Below are 23,240 nucleotides of genomic sequence, written 5' to 3'. Positions count from 1 at the left end.
TACCTTCTTTTCTATCTATTTTAACATGTTTTTTCTTAAAATCAGTACGTTTATTGCTTATTGATAAAGTCAGATAATTCCTCAATTGATACTTCTGAAGATTCACCTGTTTTGCGGATTTTCACTTCAACGATTCCTTCATCAGCCCGCTTGCCGACTGTAATTCTGATTGGAAGGCCGATCAGATCGGAATCAGCGAATTTAACGCCCGCACGCTCAGCGCGGTCATCAAACAAGACATCATAACCTTCCGTCTTGAATGTTTCATACAGCTTTTCAGCCAGTTCCTTCTGGGCATCATTTTTCATATTCAGCGCCAAAATGTGAAGATCGTATGGTGCGACGCTTTTCGGCCAGATCAGCCCTTTTTCATCATGATGCTGCTCGGCAATCGCGGAAAGCGTTCTGGAAATGCCAATTCCGTAGCAGCCCATGAGCATCGGCTGGGAGCGCCCATTTTCATCAAGATATGTCGCATTCATTGCTTCAGAATAACGGGTTCCAAGCTTAAAGACTTGCCCGACTTCAATTCCTTCTGCAAAACGGATTGTTCCTTTGCCGTCAGGTGACGGGTCGCCTTCTTGAATAAAGCGAAGGTCAGCGTATTCCTTTATCGCAGCGTCCCGGCCAACATTAACATTCTTATAATGATAATCTTGTTCATTTGCTCCGGCAACAGCGTTTACCATTGCTTTTACAGCTAAATCAGCATAAACCTCAACTTCTTTGCTGACCTCAACAGGTCCGACGAAGCCAGGTTCAGTTCCGAGCTGCTGCACGACCTCTTCACGTGATGCAAGCTCGACAACTTCTGCTTGAAGAAGGTTTTTAACTTTTATATCATTAACCTCATGGTCTCCTCTTACCAATACAAGGACAAAGCGGTCATCCGCTTTACATAACACAGATTTAATGCAAGCCTCAGGGGAAATATCCAAAAACCCAGAAAGCTGCTCGATCGTTTTCACATCAGGTGTGTGAACCTTTTCTAAAGCTTTAGGCTCTTCTGAAGAGGAAGCGTCCCTGTTGATGACTTCAGCCATTTCAATATTCGCCGCATAAGTCGATTCATCTGAATATGCGATGGTATCCTCCCCTATTTCGGAAAGCGCCATGAATTCATGCGTGTCTTTTCCGCCCATTGCGCCTGAATCAGCAATAACGGGTCTGACATTCAATTCACAGCGTGCAAAAATATTTGTGTATGCGCCGTACATATTTTGGTATGTTTCATCCAAACTTTCCTCGGAAGCATGAAATGAATAAGCATCCTTCATAATAAATTCACGGCCTCTTAATAAGCCAAAACGAGGACGTTTTTCATCTCTGAATTTAGATTGAATTTGATAAAGAGTCAAAGGCAGGCGCTTATATGATTTAACCTCATCACGAACAAGTGATGTGACCACTTCTTCATGCGTAGCCCCCAAAGCAAATTCACGGCCATGGCGGTCTTTCAGTCTCATCAGTTCAGGCCCGTAAGTGTACCACCTGCCTGATTCCTGCCATGTCTCAGCCTGCTGAAGCGCAGGCATCAGCATTTCGACGGCATTGATTTTTTCCAATTCTTCACGCACTATGGTTTGAATATTTTTAATGACCTTATACGCAAGAGGCATATAACTGTATACCCCGCTTGTATTCTGTCTGATAAATCCCGCTCTCAGAAGAAGCTGATGACTTTTTGCGTCGGCATCAGCTGGAACTTCGCGGAGGGTAGGAATAAGCGTCAAACTTTGTCTCATTTCTTCGCACCTCTGATTCATTTACTATTCAATTTATAAAAATAATCGCTGGATATCATTCCATGTCACAACAAGCATGAGAAGCATTAGAAAAGCAACCCCGATAAATACAACAAATGCCTCTTTGTCACGATTAATCGGTTTCCCGCGAATGGCTTCGACAAACAGGAATAACAGTCTTCCCCCGTCAAGCGCAGGAATCGGAAGCAAATTGACAATACCAAGGTTAATGCTTAAAAATGCGGCAAATTGAAATAAATTAATTAAACCGGTTTTTGCCACTTGATCTGTCATATCATAAATGCCAACCGGGCCAGCAAGCATATCAATCTTAAATTGGCCAGTCACTAATTTACCCAGATTGGTTAAAATCGCTTTTGTAACATCGACAGTTGATGTAGCACCGTACGCGATAGAGGCAAGCACCCCTTTTTCTGTCGGTGAATATGAGCCAAAACGGCCGATCGTTTTTTTGTTCTCATCTTTTACAGCTTCCGGTGTAACAGAAATATGGAGTGTTTTGTTATCCCGCTTTACAGCGACGTCCATTTCTTTGTCCGGATTTTTCTTAACGGCCGAGACGATATCAGTCCAAGAACGCATTTTTTCTCCGTTAATGCTTTGAATATAGTCTCCTTCTTTTAATCCGGAGACAGCAGCCCGTCCATCGTCGGTCAGTTTTCCGAGAACCGGCTCATTTGACGGCACTCCTTGAATCAGACCGAGCATAACAAGGATGACATAGGCCAATATAAAGTTCATAATTGGACCCGCGGCAATGGCCTTGATCCGCTGCCATACGGGTTTTGAACCGAACTGACGGTTATATGGCGCAATCTGCACCTCTTCTCCGTCTACGATAAAGAAAGAGGTTTGGCTGACAGTGAAGCTTGACAGTTCCTCTTCTTTCCCCTGTTCGTAACCGGTGATTTTCATGTCATGTTCTAAATCAGCGGTCTCCACTTCGATGACCAAAGCGTCAGGGTATTTTTCTTTCTGATTGATAATAACCTTCTCAACCTGGTCCTCTTTATTAAAAAGAAGGCCGACCGTGTACCCCGGCTTAACTTCAATCATCTCAGGATCTTCACCGGCCATGCGGACAAATCCGCCGACCGGAAGCAGCCTGATTGTATACACCGTTTCATTTTTCTTAAAAGAAAAAATTTTAGGACCAAAGCCGATCGCAAATTCACGGCAGAGGATTCCCGCTCTTTGGGCAAGCAATAAATGGCCCAGTTCATGGAAGAAAACGAGCGTTCCGAAAATAATAATAAACGCTATTACTGTATTCACGAACATACCACCTTATGTGAGTATTGAATTGACGTATCCCCGTGTATCTTTGTCCACTTCTTGAATGTCCGACAAGCTTGGCTGATGAATAACTTGATGTCGTTTTAATGCCCTTTCAATGAGGTCTTCAATAGACAGAAACGAAATCTCTCCGGCTAAAAAAGCGGCGACTGCCGTTTCGTTCGCTGCGTTTAGCACCGTAGGCATCGTTCCCCCTATTTTACCTGAATCAAAAGCAAATTGTAAGCAGCGGAACCTTTCGAAATCCGCTTTTTCAAAATGGAGGCTTCCGATTTCCCATAGCTCAAGCCTTTTTGCTTCCGGCAGCGGCAGCCGGTCCGGGTAGGTGAGCGCGTATTGAATCGGAACTCTCATATCCGGAGTGCCAAGCTGCGCGATCACGCTTCTGTCGTGAAATTCTACCATTGAATGGATGATGCTTTCCTTATGTAACACGACATCAATCTGTTCATACGGAATATCGAAAAGCCAATGTGCTTCGATCACCTCTAGCCCCTTATTCATCATTGTAGCCGAATCAATGGTGATTTTTGCACCCATTGACCAATTCGGGTGCTTTAATGCATCCTCTATCGTAACCGATTCCAGCTCTTTTCGGGTGCGGTCTCTGAAACTCCCCCCAGAAGCTGTGATAATAAGGCGTTCTATGTTTTTACTTTGTTCTCCCTGCAACGCTTGGAAAATTGCTGAATGCTCACTGTCAACAGGCAATAGAGGGACACCGTAGATTTTAGCGTGTTCTTTTACTATATGCCCGGCCGTGACAAGAGTTTCCTTATTTGCAAGCGCAATTGTTTTTTTCTGTTCAATCGCCTTTAAAGTGGGAATTAAGCCTACGCTGCCAAGCAGCGCATTCACGACGATATCGACTTCTTCCATTACCGCCGCTTCAATCAGGCCTTCTTCACCGATGCCGATATGAACATTATAAGAGAAAGAGACTTGTTTTAATTTGTTATATGTATCCTGATCACCGACTGCGACAAATTTCGGTTTAAAGGCTTCTATCATAGGGACAGCCTTTTCCGCATTGCGGCCGAATGTCATAGACACAAGCTGAAATTGGTCTGGGTGCGCCCGCAATACATCAATCGTCTGTTCCCCAATCGATCCTGTTGCTCCTAAAAGACAAATATTCTTCAAAATGCCACTCCTATCCTTTTTGCTATCAGATCATTCTGCATCTTCATATTAGCCTTTTTTTATGAAAAAAGGGCAAGCAGGAAGTACAAGAACGGCATGACAAACAAAAAGCTGTCAAAACGGTCTAAAATACCGCCATGCCCAGGCAGAATCTTCCCCGAATCTTTCACATCGTAATGTCTTTTCAGTGCAGATTCTACTAAATCCCCCATCTGGCCGAATACAGACAAAAACAGCGTAATGAAAAGCAGTGAAATATAAGGTATCGGAACTTCAGCGAAAAATTGAAAGATCGTCGCGCCTATAAGTGCGATCACGATGCCGCCGACAAAACCTTCAACTGTTTTATTCGGACTGATTTCCGGCCACAGCTTCCGCTTCCCTAGCGATTTTCCGACAAAGTACGCGCCTGAATCCGTTGACCAAATGACAACGCAAGCATAAAAAATATACCTAAGTCCGCCTTGGTCAATATTTCTGATTTCTATAAAATAATAAAAGCACATTCCGATATAGATTGTCGCAAGTGTGATAAATCCTGCGTCATCAAAGGTAAAATTGTTTTTCACCAGCACTGTATAGATCAGCAAAAGCAGCACCGCAAAAAGCGCCGTCTCCATTTTCGAGATGCCGATGTCTTCAAATAAATAATACCGGCTTGGCAATAATAACAGCCATAATAAGATCAGACTGATCAATCCGGGAAGTGAAAAAAGCTTGAGCTTTTTCATCCGTAAAAGCTCAAACAGCGCCACACTGCCCATCACATAAACTAATATGGCGAACGGCAGTTCTCCGTAAATAACAAAAGCCAAAAATAAAACGGCTGCCAGAACACCTGTCAAGATTCTTTGTTTCATTTCCACCATCCTCTAAATTCCGCCAAACCTCCGGCCGCGCTGCTGAAATTCTCCTAACGCTTTTAAGAAATCATTTTCATTAAAATCAGGCCAAAGAACGTCCGTAAAGACAAATTCACTGTAAGCTACCTGCCAAAGCATAAAGTTACTCAGTCTGATTTCTCCGCTTGTTCGAATCAAAAGTTCAGGATCCTGTAAAGATTCAGTCATTAAATAGTCCGAAAAAAGAGATTCATCAATGTCTTCAACATTCAAAGACCCGTCCTTCACTTTTTCTGCGAGTGATTTTGCTGCACACACTATTTCTGTACGGCCGCCGTAATTCAGCGCAAAATTAAGGATGAGCCCGTCATTCTGCTCAGTATCCCGCACAGCCTTCTCCATTGCCCGAAACGTGTGGTCAGGCAGAGTAGACTGATCGCCCATAATTTGGACCCGCACATTCTCTTCTACAAGCTCTGGAAGATACGTATTCAAAAATTCTTCCGGGAGCTTCATTAAGAAATCGACTTCCGGCTTGGGACGTTTCCAGTTTTCCGTTGAAAAAGCATATAAAGACAGTACTTTAACACCCAGCTCATTTGCAAGCTTCGTCGTTCTTTTAACCACTTTCATCCCTTCGTGGTGGCCGGCAATCCGGGGAAGTGCGCGCTTTTTAGCCCAACGGCCGTTTCCGTCCATAATAATGGCAATATGCGCGGGGATTTCTCCCTTCAGTATGTCTTCTTTTGTATACCGTTCTAAGTTGGAAGCAGCTGTTTGCTGATTCTTCCAATTTTTGAGTATGTTGAGCATGAGATTCCTCCGTCACCCAAAAAGGTTGCATTCCTGCTGATGACCAATGATAATCAACAGTATTAACAAAAAAACCCCCTGTAAACATGAGAGGGTCTTTTCACTATTATCTATTGTACATAGTTTTTCATTAAACTTCCATGATTTCTTTTTCTTTGTCTTTTGTGACGCTGTCAATTTTTGACACATATTCATCTGTCAATTTTTGAACATCTTCATTAGAAGTCCGCAATTCATCCTCAGTAATGTCACCATTTTTCTCAAGCTTTTTCAGATCATCATTTGCATCTCGGCGAACGTTTCGGACAGCGACCTTTGCTTCTTCAGCATATTTTTTGACGAGCTTGACCAATTCTTTACGTCTTTCTTCTGTTAAGGCAGGGATGGCGATTCGGATAATATTCCCGTCGCTTGTCGGCGTTACGCCTAAATCCGCTTTAAGAATGGCTTTCTCGATATCACCGATCGCCGTCTTGTCGTATGGTGTGATAACAAGCATACGCGCTTCCGGTACATTAATAGAAGACAGCTGGTTTAAAGGTGTCTGTGCTCCGTAATATTCAACTGTTACTTTGTCTAATAAAGATGGATTTGCGCGGCCCGCACGAACAGTAGCCAATTCACGCTGGTAAGCGGCAACTGCCTTTTCCATCCGCTCTTTTGTTTCTGTTAATACTTCGTTTGACACGTTATTTCCCCCTCACGATCGTTCCGATAGATTCGCCTGTGACGGCACGCTTTATATTTCCTTCTTCCATAATAGAAAAGACGATAAGCGGAATGTCATTATCCATACATAAAGAAGAAGCTGTGGAATCCATGACTTCCAGTCCGTCTTTTAAGACGTCAAGATAAGAGAGTGATTCATACTTCACAGCTGACTCATCTTTCCTAGGATCAGCATTATACACACCGTCTACATTATTTTTAGCCATCAAAATAACGTCCGCTTCAATTTCAGCGGCCCGCAGTGCGGCTGTCGTATCTGTAGAGAAATACGGATTTCCAGTACCCGCAGCAAAAATAACGACACGTTTTTTCTCCAAATGACGAATGGCTTTTCTTCTAATATACGGTTCTGCAACTTGCCGCATTTCAATAGATGTCTGCACTCTGGATTGAATTCCGAGAGTTTCTAAGCTGTCTTGAAGCGCAAGCGAGTTCATAACAGTTGCAAGCATTCCCATATAGTCCGCAGTTGCGCGGTCCATACCTAAATCACTGCCTGTTTTGCCGCGCCATAAGTTGCCTCCGCCTACGACAACTGCTACTTCGACTTCAAGCTCAGCGATTTCTTTCACTTGCTTCGCTATGGATTGAATGACAGTCGGATTAATTCCGTTTCCCTGTTCTCCCGCCAATGCTTCTCCGCTAAGCTTTAGTACGATACGATTGTATTTTGGTTTTTCCATGATAACCTCCAAGTGTAAACATTGCCGTTTACTATTATGCAAGAGAAAAAAAGGTTTGTAAATATTGTTTTAAAAATAGGGAACACAAGTTGTGTCCCCTATACTGCCTGAAAAGCCGCGAATGACTCGCAGAAGCTTTTCACCATTATTTTTTCACTTGGTTCATAACTTCTTCAGCAAAGTTTTCTTGGCGTTTTTCAATGCCTTCTCCAACTTCATAGCGGACGTAAGTTTGAACAGTTGCGTTTTTAGCAGCGATAACCTGTTTTACTCTTTCGTCAGGGTTTTTAACAAACGGCTGATCTAAAAGGCAGATTTCTTCGAAGAATTTGTTCAAACGGCCTTCAACCATTTTTGCTACGATATTTTCTGGTTTGCCTTCTTGAAGAGCTTGCTGAGTCAAAATTTGACGCTCGTGATTTGTTTCTTCTTCAGACACTTGGTCGCGAGAAATGTAACGAGGATTTACCGCAGCAACGTGCATTGCGATATCTCTTGCAATTTCTTCTTCAGTAGTGCCGGTAAGAACCGTTAACACACCGATACGGCCGCCCATGTGCAGGTAAGCACCAAATGCAGCACTGTCGTCTTTTGTAAGCACTGTGAAACGGCGAAGCGTGATTTTTTCACCGATTTTAGCAACTGCAGTTGTAATGTACTCTTCTACAGTAGAGCCATTGTCCATTTTTTGTCCAAGTGCTTCTTCAACGCTTTCAGGAGCGTTTGCAAGAAGGTGGTCAGCCAATGTGTCAAGAAGCTCTTTGAAGCCTTCGTTTTTCGCAACGAAATCTGTTTCAGAGTTTACTTCTAAAATAACAGCTTTGTTGCCGTCAGTTTTAATAAGAGTTGAACCTTCAGCTGCGATACGGTCAGCTTTTTTCGCTGCTTTTGCAATTCCTTTTTCTCTAAGAAGGTCGATTGCTTTGTCCATATCACCATCAGTTTCAGTTAATGCTTTTTTACAATCCATCATGCCTGCGCCTGTTTTTTGACGCAATTCTTTTACTTGCTGTGCAGTAATAGCCATTTATATTTCCTCCTTATATGTTAACAAGATATGTATAGATACATTTTTCTTGAAAAAAAGGTGATAAAAGGCAGTCCCTCTTATCACCTTTTTGAATAGGTTACGCAGTTGTAGTTTCTGTTTCCGGTGCAGCTTCTTCCGCTTCTTCTTCACCTTGCTTAGCTTCTAAAATCGCATCTGCCATTTTTGAAGTAAGAAGTTTTACAGCGCGGATTGCGTCATCGTTTGCAGGGATTACAACATCAATCTCATCAGGATCACAGTTTGTATCAACGATTCCGATGATAGGGATGTTCAATTTGCGAGCTTCCGCAACAGCGATACGCTCTTTGCGAGGATCGATGATGAACAATGCATCAGGAAGACCCTTCATGTCTTTAATTCCGCCTAGGAATTTTTCAAGACGTTCTAATTCTTTTTTCAATTGAACAACTTCTTTTTTAGGAAGTACTTCAAACGTACCGTTTTCTTGCATTTTTTCGATGTCTTTAAGACGTTTAATACGTTTTTGGATTGTTTCGAAGTTTGTTAGTGTACCGCCCAACCAGCGTTGGTTGACATAGTACATGCCAGAACGGCCTGCTTCTTCTTTAACAGAATCTTGAGCTTGTTTTTTCGTGCCGACAAAAAGGATTTTTCCTCCGTCTGCTGCAAGATTTTTCGTGAAGTTATAAGCTTCCTCTACTTTTTTCACCGTTTTTTGAAGATCGATGATGTAGATTCCGTTACGCTCCGTAAAGATATAACGCTTCATTTTTGGGTTCCAGCGGCGTGTTTGGTGACCGAAGTGAACACCAGCTTCAAGCAATTGCTTCATAGAAATGACTGACATGTTATTTCCTCCTAATATAATGGTTTTTTTCCTCCGCTTAGGTCATTTTTGTGCAGAACTGCCGTGCAGCACCCTCTGCATAAATCGTTAAGCGTGTGTATTTAACACCACAAAATAATATAACACAGCTTTAGGCGACAATCAAGAATCCTTTACAGCTTTAGCGCGAAATTTTAAAAACAGCTCAATTTCTGTCTTTCCGCTCTTTAATTTCCTCGCAATTTCTCCGGCTGAAAAGCCTTGATCGTATAATTCAATCACTTGATCTTCAAATGATCGTCCTCCGCTGTTCATGCTGTCTTCCGCCTGTTCCACTTCACTGATGAGACCTTGAATATGTGCGGGAATCGGAGTTTCCTCCGGCTCAGGCGCCGTCTCCGCTTTTTCGCCGGATGACTGCGGAGTCTTTTTTTCCTGCCCCGCTCGGTCTTTGCCTGCACTGAGATCTACAGGATGTTCTATCAATTTCTCATTTTCTTCTTTTAGTTCAAGCAGAAATGCAGCCAGGGTGTTCTCGGTCTCTTCAAGAATTTTCTTTTGCTGCCTCTCCGTTTCTTTGAGAGCTGCCAGCTTCGTATACAGAATAATGACGGCATACAGGAGAACGCCGTGAAGCATAAAGCTTAAAAGCCATAATAGTGTTGACATGTTTTTCACTCGCTAACCATGAAATTCCTTATTGAATTACTTTATCAAGCAGATGTTTTAATTTAAAAAGAGCCTTTGAATGAATTTGTGAAATTCGTGATGTTGACAGACTCAGCACTTGTCCGATTTCCGTCAAGGTCAATTCTTCCTTATAAAATAAACTGACCACAAGCTGCTCCTTCTCAGAAAGTTCATGAATTTTCTCAGCGAGCTGGGCAATCAGTTCGTCTTTCATGATTTTTTCTTCCGGGGGCACATTTTTGTCATCTCTGATCATCACCTGGATATTTTCCCCGTCGTCCTGATCATGGAGCTTTTCATCAATTGACAGCAGATTGGCAAAAAAGCCTTCGTTCATCGTTGATACAACATCCTGTTCTGTCATTCCAAGCTCCTCTGCAATTTCTGCAGGCGATACATTTCGAAGATAACGCTGTTCAAGCTTTTCAATCGCAGCTTCTACCTTCTTCGTTTTTTCCCGTGATGTTCTGGGCAGCCAGTCTTCTTTCCGAAGCCCGTCAATAATCGCACCGCGAATCCTAAACGAGGCGTAGGTATCAAATTTCAAGTCCCTGCTGGGATCAAATTTTTCAAGGGCATCATATAAACCAAGCATACCAAGGCTCATAAGATCGTCTTTATGCACCGATTTAGGCAGCCCGACAGAAATTCTGCCTACATGATATGTAACAAGCGGCATGTAGCGGCGCATTAAATCATCACCGGCTTTTGGATCTTTCCACTCTTTCCAGCGCGACCAAAGCACCTGATCTTCATAGTTTAAGGATTGCATCTTTATCCCCCTAATACCTTATTAAATCGTTTTTTCACCTTGTTTAACAGTTCGAATGTGCAGCTCACAGGACTTCGGTTCAAACTCTATCGTCCGGCCGCTGGAGCCGCCCGTATCTTCACTGATGACCGGTATTTTATATAAGGACAGCTGTTTTTTTATCGCTGACACATTTCTCGGTCCGATTTTCATCAAATCATTCGTCATTTTAAATTTAAACATTTCCGAGCCGCCGGCAAGCTTTGCTTTTAAGGCGAATTTTCGGCAGCCCGCTTCCACCAGCATATCAATCGTAGCCTTCACCGCTGTATCGGCATATTTTGCCCGGTTGAGCTCCGCTGTTTTTGATAAAGATGAATCCGGCAGCATGACATGAACCAGCCCGGCCGTTTGTGCTTCTTTATCATAAAGAACCAGACCGACACACGATCCGAGGCCAGACGTTCGGATTTTATCTGGAAAACGAACAATCTGAACGTCGGCAATCCCCACCTTTACAATAACGGCTTCTCTAGTGCTCATCGCGATGCACCCAAGGAAACAAAGAGCTTTTCAAATGAATCATAATCCGGGAGCAAAAACATATGAGCTTTAAGCTCCTGCTGATGGCTTTGGTCAAAAATAGAAGTATCGACGACGATCGCCTGCTCTCCAATTTGGCTGAACTCCATCAGCCCTTCACTTATGACTGCACCGAACATATCGAGCGAGACTTCAGGCACGCTCGGATAAAGTTCAAGCTTGGTCAAGTCAGCCAGCGCCGTTAAATATGATCCTGCTAAAATATTGCCCAGCTCATGCAAAGCGGATGAACTTAAATCATCCTCACTCAGGTTGTCAATATCAAATTCCGGATTCCCGATCAGCTCTCTGATAAACTGTTCAGCTTGGTGAAAAGGCATAATAAAGAACATTGAGCCGGTCAGGTCGCCTTCCATTCTTAAAAAGATACTGGCAACGGGCATATCGGCACCGCCAAAAAAATCAGCAAGCTCATCAAATGACAACAGTTTCGCAAATGGCACTTCCATATCAATCTTTCTGTTTAACAGCTGTGCCATTGCAGAAGCTGAGTGACCTGCACCGATATTTCCGACTTCCCGCAATATGTCCATCTGCTCTTCTTTGATTCCGTTAAAAATACTCATGTCATAACCCCTTTAAGAATAAGGTTGATCGGGCACGGCAGACTGGGGCGTTTCTTTATCTAAAACTGCATTTGCATCAATGATATTCAACAGTCTGTTCTCTTGCTTCACGATCTGTTTGATCCATACATCAGCGTCCTTTTGAAGACTTTCAGGCGCAGATTCAATCTCATTTTCATGCACAGTAATGACGTCATTCGCTTCATCGACAATCCAGCCGACCTCAATGTCACGATAAGCAATGATAATAATGCGCGTTTCGTCAGTAATCGTATGCTCGGGCAAGTTCAGCCGCATCCTTAAATCCAGCACCGGTGTGACGACACCTCGCAAATTGATAACTCCGCAAATGTAAGGCTCCACGCCGGGGACTCTCGTCGGCTTTTGCCACTTTTCAATTGACTTCACTTGAGTGACGGAAATGGCGTATTCCTTGCCGTTCACCATAAACACAATCATTTTTTCGCCTGTTTTAATTTCTGCAGTCACGTGAGACACCTCCTCGTATCGTTAAATAATCAGTGCGTTACAATCAATAATCAGCGCTACCTGTCCGTCTCCTAAAATGGTGGCCCCGGAAATCGCAAAGACGTTCGTTAAGTAGTCTCCGAGTGATTTCAGGACGACCTCCTGCTGGCCGATAAAGGAGTCCACGACAAACGCAGTAGGCTTGTCGCCTTTTTTGACAATAATGATATGGAGCTGTTGTGCATCTTGCTTGGTATCGTTTATCTTAAACTCTTCTTTTAAATAGACGACAGGCACAATGTGTCCTCTGAAATCAATGACTTCGCGATCATGTGTCTGCAAAATATCGTTTTTATCAATAACAGCCGTTTCAATAATAGAAGAAATCGGTATAGCAAACGTTTCTTCTTCCAGTTTAATAAGAAGAACTGAGATAATCGACAATGTCAGCGGAAGCTGAATACTGAAGAGCGAACCTTCGCCTTCAACAGATCTTACACTGACTGATCCGCCGAGAGATTCCAGTTTATTCTTGACTACATCCAGCCCGACGCCGCGGCCTGAAATATCAGAGATTTGATCGGCGGTGGAGAAGCCGGGCGCAAATATTAATTCATAAATCTCGTTGTCTTCGAGACTCTCAGCTTCCCGATCTGTTATTACGTTGCGCTCGAGCGCCTTTTCAAGAATTTTTTTGCGGTTCAGACCGGCCCCGTCATCCTCCACTTCAATAAAGACGTGATTACCGCTGTGATACGCTTTAAGAACGACTTTACCGGATTCAGGTTTTCCTTTTTTCAAACGGACTTCTGGTGATTCAACACCATGGTCAATACTGTTTCTGATCAAGTGAACGAGCGGATCGCCGATTTCATCAATAACAGTTCGGTCTAATTCGGTTTCCGCTCCGATTATTGACAGCTCAATTTTTTTGTTCAGTTCTTTTTGAAGCTGACGAATCATTCTCGGGAAACGGTTAAATACAGTTTCTACCGGAACCATTCTCATGTTAAGAATAATGGATTGCAAGTCTCCGGATATTCTTGTCATTCGTTCTACCGTTTCGGTCAATTCGTTATGCTCAAGCTCCTTGGCAATCTGCTCAAGCCGGCCACGGTCGATCACAAGCTCTTCAAATAGATTCATCAAAGAGTCCAGCCTGTCAATATTGACCCGGATCGTTTTTGATCCTCCTGAATGATGTTTCGCCTGTTCTTCGTTTTTTACGGGCTGTTTTTGTTTTTCCTGCTGCTTCTTTTCAGGGAGGGCTGGTTGAATGTCAGCCTTTGGTTCAGGCTGTTTTTCAACCGTTTTTAACGGAGTCCCGTGTTTGATTTCCACATTCTCAACTTCTGAAATGCCGTTGATGATTTGTTCAACGTCTTCGGCCGTCTGCTTGGTTAACAGGCAAACCTGAAACGAAGATCCGAAGTCCTCTGTTTCAAGCACTTCCGCACTCGGCATTGTTTTAGCGACTTCGCCTATTTCATTAAGTTTTTCAAAAATCATATATACTCTGACTGCTTTTAACATACAATTTTCGTTAAGAGAAACGGTTATTTCGTATCGCTCAAATCCCTGTTCCTCAGCTTCTTCTATAACCGTCCGCTCAAACTCATCGTATTCCCAGTCTTCTTTTGAACTCTCCGTCTCAGCTATTTCTGCAGCAGCCGCTGTTTCGGCGTGAGCGCCGTTTACATCAAGCTTTGCGCTCACTTCAGTAATATCCCGTTTCCCGTCTCCGCCGTCTATAATGGACTGAACCATCGCTTCAAGATGGTCCAGCGCTTCAAACATTACGTCAAGCCTGCTTGAAGTGATGGCTATATCTCCATTCCGAATGGCATCCAACACATTTTCAAGCTGATGGGTTAGATGGGCCAGATCCGTGTAACCCATCGTTGCGCTCATTCCTTTTAACGTATGGGCAGCTCTGAAAATATCATGAACAATCTGAAGGTCTGACGGGTCTTTTTCTAAAAGCAGAAGCTTTTCATTACATGTTTGTAAATGTTCTTTACTTTCATCAATAAAGACATCTAAATATTGATTCATATCCAATTGACTCACACCCTCTCTTTTTTCACACTGCTTGTGATGGCTGCTGCGATATCTTCTACATGCTTGATTTCATGTATGAGGCCTGCTTTAATTGCCGATTTCGGCATTCCAAATACAACACAGGATTCTTCAGATTCAGCTATTGTTTTCACATTACCCGCCGCAAGAATTTCTTTGATGCCTTCTGTGCCGTCACTTCCCATGCCGGTCATAATCACCGCAACCTTTGCATAGTCAGAAAGCCGGCTAACAGATCGGAACAAATAATCGACTGACGGTTTATGGCGGCTTGGCGTCACTTTGCTGTCAAGACTAATCTGAAGTCCGGCGCCCGTTTTTACAACCGACATGTTTTTACCGCCCGGCGCAATGTAAACACAGCCTTCTGACGCCATTTCGCCATCTTTTGCTTCTTTTACTTGTATATCTGACAAATGATTTAATCTGTCGGCTAAAGATGCCGTAAACCCTTCAGGCATATGCTGGACAATGAGAACCGGCGCTTTCAGATCCTTCGGCAGTTTCGGAATTACCTTCTGCAATGCCCGGGGGCCGCCCGTTGACGTGCCGAGACAAACAATGTGCTTTGCGGCGGCAGATATCGGTTTTACTAACTCAATTTTGGCGGCGCGCCTTGGCGGAGGGGGAGTAATTGGTGCAGCTTCAGTCTTTTGTTCCGTTGAGAGCCCTGCTGCAATTACTCTTTCCACCAATTGTTCTTTTATTTTATATAAATCCAGAGAAATAGAGCCGGAGGGCTTTGTGATAAAATCAAACGCCCCCATCTCCAAACAGTCAATTGTAACTTCTTTTCCTTGCTGCGTTTGGCTAGATACCATAATGACCGGCAATTGATAGGTATTGAGAATTTTTTGCAGCGTATCTGTTCCATTCATTACAGGCATCTCAATATCAAGCGTCACAACGTCTGGCTGAAGCGCATTAATTTTTTGCAGCGCCTCTTCTCCGTTTCTCGCTGTTCCGATTACTTCTATCTGACTTTCGGCGGTTAGAAAATCGCTTATCAGTTTTCTCATAAATGCTGAATCATCAACTACAAGAACACGAATCACATTATGTCCTCCTCATTAAAAAAGAAGATAATTTCTCAATAAATGTCTGTTTCTCTTCTGCTGGTTGGTTTTCTTCTATTTGAAACAGGACATCCGCCAAGAGCCGGACAGACCTGCTTACTCTTGATTGAGGACTTTTTATCATAAAAGGCATCTGTTCAATAACAGCCTTACTCACTAACGGATCGTCCGGGATGGTGCCGGCAAATTGAACAGCTTCATCCAAAAATGTTTTAACCGTATGAGAAAGGCGGGAAAACGTGTACAGCCCATCCTTTTGATCACGGGAACGATTAACCGCGACCTTCATTGACAGTTTGTTTCCTGTCTGCACCAAGTGTTTAACTGCGCTGTATGCATCCATAATGGCAGTGGGTTCAGGAGTGGTAACGATCAAAATATCATCTGCCGCCAAGATAAACGGCAGAGCGTCTTTTGATAATCCCGCTCCCATATCGAACAGTACGTAATCAAACTCAGTTAAGGAACCGGCAAGCTCATTCATAAAAAATGACCATCTCTCCTGATCCAGCTCAAACATCGCATCAAGACCGGTCCCTCCGGATATATACCGAAGACCCATTGGCCCCGCGGATAACGAATGGGTTAAAGGTTTTCGATCTGTTAATACGTCAATAATCGTTCGGGAAGATGAAGTACCGATTAACACATCAATATTGCCCATCCCGATATCCAGATCAATCAGCAGCACCTTTTTGCCTTTTTCCTGTAGCGCGAGGGCCAGATTCAAAGTGATATTCGATTTTCCGACGCCGCCTTTGCCGCTTATCACAGCCAGCGTTTTCGCTTTTCGCGGATAAAGTACGGGCACATTTCTCAGCCGTGACTCCATTTTTTTTCTTAATGTTTCGGCTTGATCCGGTCTGGTCATTTCATAAGCATCCTTACAAAATCCTCAGGAGAAACTGATTGTATATCCTCCGGCACATTTTGGCCGTTTGTGATAAACCCTGCTCCGATTTTGGATTCTGCTAAAATATGAAATACAGAGCCTAATGAAGCTGTCTCATCAGCCTTCGTAAAAATGAATTGATTGACCGGCACGCTTGAAAATCGTTTGACGATGTCTTTCATGTCTTCGTACTTAGAAGTTGCCGACAATACAAGAAATGACTGTATGCTGTTTTCAAATGGAATCGTTTCTTTTAACTCTTCAATGTATTGTTGTTCTTTAAAATTTCTGCCGGCCGTATCAATAAATACATGATCATATTCAGAGAATGTTTCTTTCGCCTGCAAAAACTCTTCATTTGTATAACAGACTTCCATAGGCGCCTGCAGCAGCTCCGCATAAGTTTTCAGCTGCTCTACTGCCGCTATCCGGTATGTGTCTGTTGTGATAAATGCGATTTTTTTATGTTTGTCCAGCATAGAAGACGCTGCGAGCTTTGCCAGCGTTGTCGTCTTTCCGGCGCCTGTGGAGCCAAATAACACGATATATTGGGAAGAGATCGCTTCCTGCCACCTATCTTTCGGCGGAAGCGCCTCGCATAAAACATCCTGTAATTTACGAACCACGTTCTCTTCAGTCAGATCGCCTGCTGAAATTGAGTCATGAAGTAAGCGGCTCATCACACTGGTTTTAATGGAATCTTTGATTCCCGCATCCTGCAGAAGCTGTTCGGCCTTTCGAAGCGGTTCAGGCAGCATTGACTGATAATCAGACGTTTCATTGAGAACGACCTGAACTGTCTCATGTACCCGCTGTTCCTGCTCTTGAACACGCGGGGCACTGGAGGACGCTTCAAGAGACTTTTTCGGCACAGTATCAATTTTCGGATCAGGTTTTCGCTGCTCCGAAAAATCCTGGTCCATTACAGCTATAACCTCAACAGCTGATTTTTTTGAAAATCCAAACCATTTCCGCTTTTGGATTTGCTTTGAATTTAATATCACTGCATCTTTGCCCAGCTCTTTTTTTATTTGAATCGCTGCTTCCTGCATTGAAGCGGCTTTAAATTTTTTTATTTTCATTAAATATCCACCACTCCAATGCTTTGTACTTCAACATTTGCCTCAAGCTCGTTATATGAGAGCACAGGCAGTTCCGGGAAATATCGTTCAAGCAGCTGCTTCACATACATTCTGACAGGCGGTGAACACAGCAGGATCGCTGACTCTTGCCTGATGGACAGTTGTTCTGCCTCTTTGGCGACAGAGCGCACAATACTTTCGGACACATCAGGCTCAAGCGACAAATAATTGCCGTGCTCTGTCTGCTGCACACCGTCAGCAATCGCTTTTTCTACCCGGCCTGAACAAGTAATCACCTTTAACGTCTCATCTTCTTTAGCAAATTGTGCTGTAATTTGTTTAGCCAGCGCCTGTCTCGTATATTCTGTCAAAAGGTCAGAGTCTGTGGTTAGTTTTCCGTAATCCGCAAGTGTTTCAAATATCGTCACTAAATTCCTGATGGACACTTTTTCTTTTAAAAGCTTAGAGAGAACCTTTTGAATTTCACCGACAGACAAGGGATTAGGCGTCACTTCGTCCACAAGAACAGGATACGTTTCCTTCAAGTGGTCGATCAGCTGTTTCGTCTCCTGCCTTCCGATCAGTTCGTGTGCATATTGTTTTATCTTTTCCGTAATATGGGTGGAGACGACCGAAGCCGGATCAACAACCGTATAGCCGAGCATATCCGCTTCGTCTTTTGCGGCTTCCCCGATCCATTTGGCTGGGAGCCCGAATGAAGGCTCTATCGTTTCTATTCCTTCAATCAGATCATCTTCAGATGACGGGGACATTGCTAAATAGTGATCAAGCAAAAGCTCACCTTTTGCCACTTCATTCCCTTTAATTTTTAAGCGGTACTCATTCGGCTGCAGTGCGATATTATCCCGAATGCGAACTACGGGAATCACAAGGCCCAGTTCAATTGCGAGCTGCCGTCTGATCATCACGATGCGGTCTAAAAGATCGCCGCCCTGATTAGCATCCGCAAGCGGGATAAGACCATATCCGAACTCAAATTCAATCGGATCGATATGCAGCAGATGTACAACGCTTTCAGGGCTCTTCAGCTCATCCACTTCCGCTTCTTCCTCAAGAACTTCATCCACTTCTTCTTTTTGCTTTCCGGCCTTAGAAAGCGAATAGGCTCCAAAAGCCAGCAGGCCTGCAAGAGGGCCTGTAAGCAGAATCCCGATCGGTGTAAATAAACCAAGTAATAAAATCGTTACCGCCGTGACATAGAGAAGCTTCGGGTATGCGAAAAGCTGGCCTGTAATGTCATGGCCGAGATTTCCTTCCGAAGCCGCCCGCGTCACCACGATTCCCGTGGCCGTTGAGATTAAAAGCGCCGGAATTTGCGAAACGATCCCGTCGCCTACCGTCAGCATCGTAAAGTGGGAGGCCGACTCTTGAATGCTCATGCCTTGCTGAAGCATTCCGATAATAATGCCGAAAATAATATTAATCATCACGATGATAATTCCGGCAATTGCGTCCCCTTTTACGAATTTGCTTGCTCCATCCATCGCTCCGTAAAAGTCAGCCTCTCTGGCTACCTTTTCACGACGGTGCTTCGCTTCCTGCTCCGTGACCATGCCCGCGTTCAGATCAGCGTCAATACTCATCTGCTTTCCGGGCATCGCGTCAAGGGTAAATCTTGCAGCCACTTCGGAAACACGCTCTGCACCTTTTGTAATCACGACAAACTGAATGATAATCAAAATAATAAATACAACAAGTCCGACTAAAACATTTCCGCCGACAACGAAATTGCCGAATGTCTCGACGACTTTTCCCCCTTCGCCATGTGACAGAATCGAACGGGTTGTCGATACATTCAGCCCGAGCCGAAATAGCGTCAATAGCAGCAGCAATGACGGGAAAATTGAAAATTGCAGCGGTTCTTGCATATTCATTGTGGTGAGAAGCACGATCAAAGCAAGAGAGATATTAATAATGATCAAAATACTTAACAACCATGGAGGAAATGGGATGACCAGCATTGCCACAATGAGGACAACACTAATTAAAACGGATAAATCTCTTGTTGACATGCTGTTTTTTCTCTCCTTCTGAATCTGAAAATTCAATGTACTTTTTGTTTCGTTTTATAGACATAAGCTAAAATTTCTGCAATGACTTTAAAAAACTCTTCCGGCACTGCCTGATCAATCTCAACCTGATCATATAACGCACGGGCAAGCGGTCTGTTTTCCACCGTCATCACATCATGCTCTTTTGCAATCTGTTTGATTTTTAATGCAAGATGGTCAACGCCTTTTGCAATGATATATGGGGCATCCATCTTGTGCTCGTCATATTTTAATGCGATCGCATAGTGGGTCGGGTTTGTAATAATGACATCAGCTTTCGGCACTTCCTGCATCATGCGCCTCATTGCCATTTCACGCTGCCTTTGCTTAATCTTTGATTTAATAATCGGATCTCCCTCTGATTTCTTATACTCGTCTTTTATATCCTGTTTTGACATTCGGATGTTTTTCTCATAATCAAATTTTTGATATAAATAGTCGAGCCCGGCCAGAACCATTAAAGCCCCGGCGCCGCTCAACCCCATCCACAGAGTTAGTTTAGAAACAAAGGAGAGGACCTCTTCCGGCGTCAAGAGCGGCAGACGGAGGATTTCTCCGTAGTGCGTCCAAAGCACAAGAAAGGCGGCAAAACCTACAACCGCAATTTTTAAAATAGACTTCAGCAGTTCTACAATCGCTCTCATGCTGTATATTCGTTTAAACCCTTTTAAAGGGCTTAGTTTTTTCAGATCAGGCTTGATTACTTCTGCAGAAAATAAGATTCCAACCTGCATGTAATTGCTTATGACGCCTGCTATAAGCGCGACAAGCATGATAGGAGCGAGAATGATACCTGTATCCTTTAATAAATCAATAAACAGCGTGTGGACATTCGACATCGAGAGTTTCATCGTCAGCGATTCTGTATAAAACGTTTCAAGGAATGATAGCAGCCTGTCTCGCATGTACGGTCCGATAGCAATGAAAGAAAGAAATACCACCAGCAGTGAAACCGCAGTATTTACATCGGCACTTTTGGCAACCTGACCTTTCTTTCTCGTGTCCTGTCTTTTTTTCGGTGTTGCTTTCTCCGTCTTTTCTCCGGCAAAAAATTGCAGGTCCATTCTTAGCTTCATTATGAAACACCGACCAATGCTAATAGATTCCGCATCGTTTCTATTGTCAGGCTGAAGATGTTTTGAATGACACCGAAGATAACGGACATACAAACAATCAGCATGATGAAACTGACGGCGATTTTTAAAGGCAGCCCCACAACAAACACATTCAGCTGCGGAACCGTCCGGGCCACAATACCTAAAGCAAGATCAACCAAAAAAAGACTGGCAACGACCGGCGCCGACATTTGAAAGGCGATAATAAACATAGCATTGAAGCTTTTTGCTATGAAATAAGCAAACTCTTCATTTCCAAAGGCAGGGAACGCCTGGTCTATGGAAATATATTGAAAGCTGTAATAAATGCCGTCTAGCAGCAGATGATGGGCATTGACACTCAGCATGAACAAAAGCGCCATTGTATATATAAATTGTCCGATTAACGGACTCTGTGCGCCCGTTTGAGGATCAATAACGTTTGCAATTGCAAATCCCATCTGAAAATCAATAAATGAGCCGGCAATCTGAACAGCGGCGATCATAATAAAGGCAATCAAACCAAGACTAAGTCCGACTACAGTCTCTTTAACCGCAAGAAGCATGTAATGTTCGTCTATTTCGATTGAAGGTGCTTGATCGAGCGTGCTGAAGCAAATCACAGCGAGAAAAAAAGCAAACCCGATCCGATGCACAGCAGGCACATTTCGATGGCCGAAGAGCGGAATCGTCACAAAGAAAGCGGAAATCCGAATAAAAACCAATAAAAAAGCGGGAAATAAATCAATTATTGAATTCATAGATCCATTAACCTGCAAATCGGTTTAAATTAGAAAACAGCTCTGTTGTAAACGAAAGAATGGTCGACAGCATCCACGGACCGAAAAAGATCAGTCCTAAGAGAACCGCCACAATTTTCGGAATGAACGCAAGAGTCTGCTCCTGGATTTGTGTTGTTGCTTGAAAGATACTGACGACCAAACCGACCAATAAAGCGATCGCAAGCAGAGGTCCGCTGATCAGCAGCGTTACATACACGGCTTTTTCCGCCATGGAAATTACAAATTCTGAACTCACGTTTAACACCTACCCTAAAAGCTCTGCAGCAAAGATTTCACAATTAAATACCAGCCGTCCACTAAAACAAACAGTAAAATTTTAAAGGGCAGAGAAATCATAACCGGCGGAAGCATCATCATTCCCATAGACATTAAGACACTTGCCACTACCATATCAATAATTAAAAAAGGAATAAAAATCATAAAACCGATTTGAAACGCTGTTTTCAGTTCCGATATGGCAAACGCCGGAACCATTGTCGTAAGGGGAATGTCTTTTAGCGATTCGGGTTTATCCATTTTGGCGTAATTCATAAACAATGCCAAATCCTTTTGCCGTGTATGCTTACTCATAAATTCTTTAATCGGTTCCTCTGCTTTTGTATAAGCTTCGTCAAGGCTGATTTTGTTATCCATCAATGGCGTCAGCGCTTCCTTATTAATCTCTGAAAACGTCGGAGCCATGATAAAAAAAGTCAAAAACAGCGCAAGCCCGATGAGAACCTGGTTGGGCGGCATAGACTGAGTGGCCAGCGAGGTTCTGACAAAGGACAGGACAATGACAATGCGTGTAAAGCATGTCATCAGAATTAATATTCCAGGCGCAACTGAAAATACAGTTAACAATAACAATAATTTCACAGTTGAACTGACGTTATCCGGATCGCTTGAATTGAAAATATTAATGAACTCATTCATGGTGATGTGGGCCTTTCTTCTTTCCTTCAGAACGGTTTTGTTTCAGCTCTTCAAGCTGCTCTTTTAATGCTTTTGAGAATGACGGAAGCATCTGCTGCGGCTTCTTCTCAGAACCCTTTAATGGATTCATCAGTTTCGGCCACTCCACTTTGCTGCTCATTGCCTCTTCGTGCTGGGCGAGAATCGCCTCTCGTTCTTCTTCATTGTCGATTTCTTTCAGGAGCTGGATCGTATCTCCCACACCGACAACCAAAACTCTTTTCCCTACTTTGATCAGCTGTACTGAACGGTTTTGTCCGACAGATGTGCCGCCGATGTTTTCAACATATTGAAATGGCTTTAACAGGCGATTCCTTTTGTTCATAAGCTTAACCAATCCATAAATCAGCAGGATGACAAACAGCAAAGCGAAAATCAACTTTACAAAATCAAAAGCTGAGACAGAAGAAGCTGAAGCCTCTTCTATCCCATCATCAACAGTTTGTTTCGTTTTTTCAGCCTTTTGCTCTGATTTGCCGGTTGTTTTCCCATCTTTATTTTGAAACCATTCGTTTACGGTTGAATCACCGGAATCTGCCGCAAATGCAGAAAGCGGATGCATACTGAACAAAATGAAAAAACTTATGAAAGCTATTACATAGTGCTTTTTATTCAACAGTCGTACACCCTTTAACTTAATGTTTTATTAATCGCTTCAAGTACACGGTCTGCTTGGAAAGGTTTAACGATAAAATCTTTTGCGCCTGCCTGAATGGCATCAATGACCATCGATTGCTGCCCCATTGCAGAACACATAATAATTTTCGCTTGAGGATCAATTTGCTTAATTTCTTTTAAAGCTGTAATCCCGTCCATTTCAGGCATCGTAATATCCATTGTAACTAGATCAGGCGAATGCTCTTTAAATTTTTCAACCGCCTGCGCTCCGTCCTGGGCTTCAGCTACTACATCAAAACCGTTTTTCACCAAAATATCTTTAATCATCATTCTCATAAATGCTGCATCGTCTACAATCAAAATTCTGTGTGCCATAAGTTTG

At 43.3% G+C, this 23,240-nt stretch carries 25 protein-coding genes; all 25 read right to left on the bottom strand.

The window, feature by feature from the left end:
- Positions 1 to 50 precede the first annotated feature (50 nt).
- Positions 51 to 1,745: a proline--tRNA ligase gene (gene proS / locus AXI57_RS17590; RefSeq protein WP_061670787.1), complete on the bottom strand. Its 1,695-nt coding sequence runs from the start codon at positions 1,743 to 1,745 to the stop codon at positions 51 to 53.
- Positions 1,746 to 1,778: 33 nt separating this feature from the next.
- The gene (gene rseP, locus AXI57_RS17585) at positions 1,779 to 3,047 is read right to left on the bottom strand and encodes an RIP metalloprotease RseP (protein WP_141292127.1); all 1,269 of its coding nucleotides are present in this window, start codon (positions 3,045 to 3,047) and stop codon (positions 1,779 to 1,781) included.
- Positions 3,048 to 3,053: 6 nt separating this feature from the next.
- Positions 3,054 to 4,205: a 1-deoxy-D-xylulose-5-phosphate reductoisomerase gene (gene dxr, locus AXI57_RS17580; protein ID WP_061670785.1), complete on the bottom strand. Its 1,152-nt coding sequence runs from the start codon at positions 4,203 to 4,205 to the stop codon at positions 3,054 to 3,056.
- A 59-nt stretch (positions 4,206 to 4,264) separates the two neighbouring features.
- A complete protein-coding gene (cdsA, locus tag AXI57_RS17575) occupies positions 4,265 to 5,074 on the bottom strand; it encodes a phosphatidate cytidylyltransferase (RefSeq protein WP_141292128.1) in 810 nt (269 codons plus the stop codon).
- Positions 5,075 to 5,077: 3 nt separating this feature from the next.
- Complete coding sequence (locus tag AXI57_RS17570) at positions 5,078 to 5,860, bottom strand: isoprenyl transferase (RefSeq protein ID WP_010788624.1); 783 nt, start codon at positions 5,858 to 5,860, stop codon at positions 5,078 to 5,080.
- 130 nt (positions 5,861 to 5,990) lie between these two features.
- Positions 5,991 to 6,548: a ribosome recycling factor gene (gene frr / locus AXI57_RS17565; RefSeq protein ID WP_003328911.1), complete on the bottom strand. Its 558-nt coding sequence runs from the start codon at positions 6,546 to 6,548 to the stop codon at positions 5,991 to 5,993.
- A 1-nt stretch (position 6,549) separates the two neighbouring features.
- Positions 6,550 to 7,272: a UMP kinase gene (gene pyrH, locus AXI57_RS17560; protein ID WP_003328912.1), complete on the bottom strand. Its 723-nt coding sequence runs from the start codon at positions 7,270 to 7,272 to the stop codon at positions 6,550 to 6,552.
- 145 nt (positions 7,273 to 7,417) lie between these two features.
- Complete coding sequence (tsf, locus tag AXI57_RS17555; RefSeq protein ID WP_003328913.1) at positions 7,418 to 8,299, bottom strand: translation elongation factor Ts; 882 nt, start codon at positions 8,297 to 8,299, stop codon at positions 7,418 to 7,420.
- Between the two features lie 100 nt (positions 8,300 to 8,399).
- Positions 8,400 to 9,131, bottom strand: a complete 732-nt coding sequence (rpsB, locus tag AXI57_RS17550) for a 30S ribosomal protein S2 (RefSeq protein WP_003328914.1) — start codon at positions 9,129 to 9,131, stop codon at positions 8,400 to 8,402.
- Between the two features lie 141 nt (positions 9,132 to 9,272).
- Positions 9,273 to 9,779: a DUF6115 domain-containing protein gene (locus tag AXI57_RS17545; protein WP_061670912.1), complete on the bottom strand. Its 507-nt coding sequence runs from the start codon at positions 9,777 to 9,779 to the stop codon at positions 9,273 to 9,275.
- 28 nt (positions 9,780 to 9,807) lie between these two features.
- Complete coding sequence (gene sigD / locus AXI57_RS17540; protein ID WP_003328918.1) at positions 9,808 to 10,572, bottom strand: RNA polymerase sigma-28 factor SigD; 765 nt, start codon at positions 10,570 to 10,572, stop codon at positions 9,808 to 9,810.
- Between the two features lie 21 nt (positions 10,573 to 10,593).
- The gene (cheD, locus tag AXI57_RS17535) at positions 10,594 to 11,094 is read right to left on the bottom strand and encodes a chemoreceptor glutamine deamidase CheD (protein ID WP_003328919.1); all 501 of its coding nucleotides are present in this window, start codon (positions 11,092 to 11,094) and stop codon (positions 10,594 to 10,596) included.
- The gene (gene cheC / locus AXI57_RS17530) at positions 11,091 to 11,720 is read right to left on the bottom strand and encodes a CheY-P phosphatase CheC (RefSeq protein ID WP_003328920.1); all 630 of its coding nucleotides are present in this window, start codon (positions 11,718 to 11,720) and stop codon (positions 11,091 to 11,093) included. Before cheC ends, cheD begins: the two co-directional genes overlap by 4 nt.
- A 12-nt stretch (positions 11,721 to 11,732) precedes the next feature.
- Positions 11,733 to 12,209: a chemotaxis protein CheW gene (gene cheW / locus AXI57_RS17525; RefSeq protein WP_010788621.1), complete on the bottom strand. Its 477-nt coding sequence runs from the start codon at positions 12,207 to 12,209 to the stop codon at positions 11,733 to 11,735.
- A 21-nt stretch (positions 12,210 to 12,230) separates the two neighbouring features.
- A complete protein-coding gene (gene cheA / locus AXI57_RS17520; protein WP_061670783.1) occupies positions 12,231 to 14,249 on the bottom strand; it encodes a chemotaxis protein CheA in 2,019 nt (672 codons plus the stop codon).
- Positions 14,250 to 14,254: 5 nt separating this feature from the next.
- Complete coding sequence (locus AXI57_RS17515) at positions 14,255 to 15,322, bottom strand: protein-glutamate methylesterase/protein-glutamine glutaminase (protein WP_061670782.1); 1,068 nt, start codon at positions 15,320 to 15,322, stop codon at positions 14,255 to 14,257.
- Position 15,323: 1 nt separating this feature from the next.
- Complete coding sequence (locus AXI57_RS17510) at positions 15,324 to 16,214, bottom strand: MinD/ParA family protein (RefSeq protein WP_013390516.1); 891 nt, start codon at positions 16,212 to 16,214, stop codon at positions 15,324 to 15,326.
- Positions 16,211 to 17,317, bottom strand: coding sequence for a flagellar biosynthesis GTPase FlhF (gene flhF, locus AXI57_RS17505; RefSeq protein ID WP_061670781.1), 1,107 nt, complete (start codon positions 17,315 to 17,317; stop codon positions 16,211 to 16,213). The genes AXI57_RS17510 and flhF overlap by 4 nt, the downstream gene beginning before the upstream one ends.
- Positions 17,317 to 19,350, bottom strand: a complete 2,034-nt coding sequence (gene flhA, locus AXI57_RS17500; RefSeq protein ID WP_003328927.1) for a flagellar biosynthesis protein FlhA — start codon at positions 19,348 to 19,350, stop codon at positions 17,317 to 17,319. The genes flhF and flhA overlap by 1 nt, the downstream gene beginning before the upstream one ends.
- Before the next feature lie 32 nt (positions 19,351 to 19,382).
- Positions 19,383 to 20,465 carry a flagellar biosynthesis protein FlhB gene (gene flhB, locus AXI57_RS17495; RefSeq protein WP_061670780.1) on the bottom strand — a complete coding sequence of 361 codons (1,083 nt, stop codon included), beginning with the start codon at positions 20,463 to 20,465 and terminating at the stop codon, positions 19,383 to 19,385.
- On the bottom strand, positions 20,465 to 21,244 hold the full coding sequence (gene fliR, locus AXI57_RS17490; protein ID WP_003328929.1) for a flagellar biosynthetic protein FliR: 780 nt from the start codon (positions 21,242 to 21,244) through the stop codon (positions 20,465 to 20,467). Before fliR ends, flhB begins: the two co-directional genes overlap by 1 nt.
- Positions 21,245 to 21,251: 7 nt before the next feature.
- A complete protein-coding gene (fliQ, locus tag AXI57_RS17485; RefSeq protein ID WP_003328930.1) occupies positions 21,252 to 21,521 on the bottom strand; it encodes a flagellar biosynthesis protein FliQ in 270 nt (89 codons plus the stop codon).
- Positions 21,522 to 21,535: 14 nt separating this feature from the next.
- A complete protein-coding gene (fliP, locus tag AXI57_RS17480) occupies positions 21,536 to 22,201 on the bottom strand; it encodes a flagellar type III secretion system pore protein FliP (protein ID WP_061670779.1) in 666 nt (221 codons plus the stop codon).
- A complete protein-coding gene (fliZ, locus tag AXI57_RS17475) occupies positions 22,194 to 22,802 on the bottom strand; it encodes a flagella biosynthesis regulatory protein FliZ (protein WP_371176583.1) in 609 nt (202 codons plus the stop codon). The genes fliP and fliZ overlap by 8 nt, the downstream gene beginning before the upstream one ends.
- Positions 22,803 to 22,870: 68 nt before the next feature.
- Entirely contained in the window at positions 22,871 to 23,233 is a 363-nt protein-coding gene (gene cheY / locus AXI57_RS17470; RefSeq protein WP_003328933.1) for a chemotaxis protein CheY, read from the bottom strand.
- Between the last annotated feature and the right edge of the window lie 7 nt (positions 23,234 to 23,240).

The sequence above is a fragment of the Bacillus atrophaeus genome, assembly GCF_001584335.1.
GTDB lineage: Bacteria > Bacillota > Bacilli > Bacillales > Bacillaceae > Bacillus > Bacillus atrophaeus.
Note: the sequence above shows the minus strand (reverse complement) of the source record. Positions and strands in the feature narration are given on the sequence as shown.